This is a genomic window from Yoonia sp. 72 (assembly GCF_034652275.1).
Lineage (GTDB): Bacteria > Pseudomonadota > Alphaproteobacteria > Rhodobacterales > Rhodobacteraceae > Yoonia.
In genome coordinates this window covers 1-1,229 of sequence record NZ_JAXIWG010000009.1, presented here as the reverse complement: position 1 = coordinate 1,229, position 1,229 = coordinate 1, and the positions used below count along the sequence as shown (strand labels likewise).

Here is a 1,229-nt window from a genome sequence, read left to right as displayed (position 1 = left end):
AATACGGCGACGGGGATGGGCGATGCCGATACCACGGGTGACGGCGTTGGCAACGAGCCGCAGATGGCCTCGGATATCGCCACGGCCACGGCGACGCAGGACCCCGCGATTGCGGTGGTGAAGTCGGCGGCACTGGGTGGCGCGGGCGCTGTGGGTGACGTGATCACCTATACATTCGACGTGACGAACACCGGCAATGTGACGCTGGCGGATGTGGCGGTCAGCGATCCGCTGCCCGGCCTGTCGGCGATCGCGCCGGCGGGCGTGGCGAGCCTTGCACCGGGCGCCTCTGCGGCGTTCAGCGCGAGCTATGTGGTCACGCAGGCCGATGTGGATGCGGGCGGGGTGACGAACCTTGCGACAGCGACGGGCGATGATCCCGCAGGCGTGCCTGTGAGCGCGCAATCGGCGGCGGGCACGGATGCGACCGGCGCGCCGGTGCCTCCGGGCGCGCAGACCCCCGGCACGCCGACCGTGGTGACACTGGCGCAGGACCCGTCGATCGCGGTGGTCAAGACGATCACGGCCGGGGCGAGTTATGCGGCTGTGGGCGATGTGATCAGCTACGAGATCACGCTGGCCAATGACGGCAATGTGACGGTCTACACTCCTGTGCTCGGTGACCCGCAGGCGACAAGCCTGACCTTTGTGGGCGGCGATGCGGGCACGATTGGCGTGCTCGAGGCGGGCGAGATCTGGGTCTATACAGCCACTTACGTGGTCACGCAGGCCGATCTGGACGCGGGCAGCTTCACCAATACGGCGACGGGGATGGGCGATGCCGATACCACGGGTGACGGCGTTGGCAACGAGCCGCAGATGGCCTCGGATATGGCCACGGCCACGGCGACGCAGGACCCGTCGATTGCGGTGGTGAAGTCGGCGGCACTGGGTGGCACGGGCGCTGTGGGTGACGTGATCACCTATACATTCGACGTGACGAACACCGGCAATGTGACGCTGGCGGATGTGGCGGTCAGCGATCCGCTGCCCGGCCTGTCGGCGATCGCGCCGGCGGGCGTGGCGAGCCTTGCGCCCGGCGCCTCTGCGGCGTTCAGCGCGAGCTATGTGGTCACGCAGGCCGATGTGGATGCGGGCGGGGTGACGAACCTTGCGACAGCGACGGGCGATGATCCCGCGGGCGTGCCTGTGAGCGCGCAATCGGCGGCGGGCACGGATGCGGCCGGCGCGCCGGTGCCGCCGGGCGCACAGACCCCCGGCACCCCGAC

1 pseudogene is annotated in these 1,229 nt (G+C 69.5%); it reads left to right on the top strand.

What is annotated here, in order from left to right:
- Positions 1 to 1,229 (top strand): annotated as a pseudogene (locus VCK47_RS17960) (hypothetical protein); the annotation flags it as partial.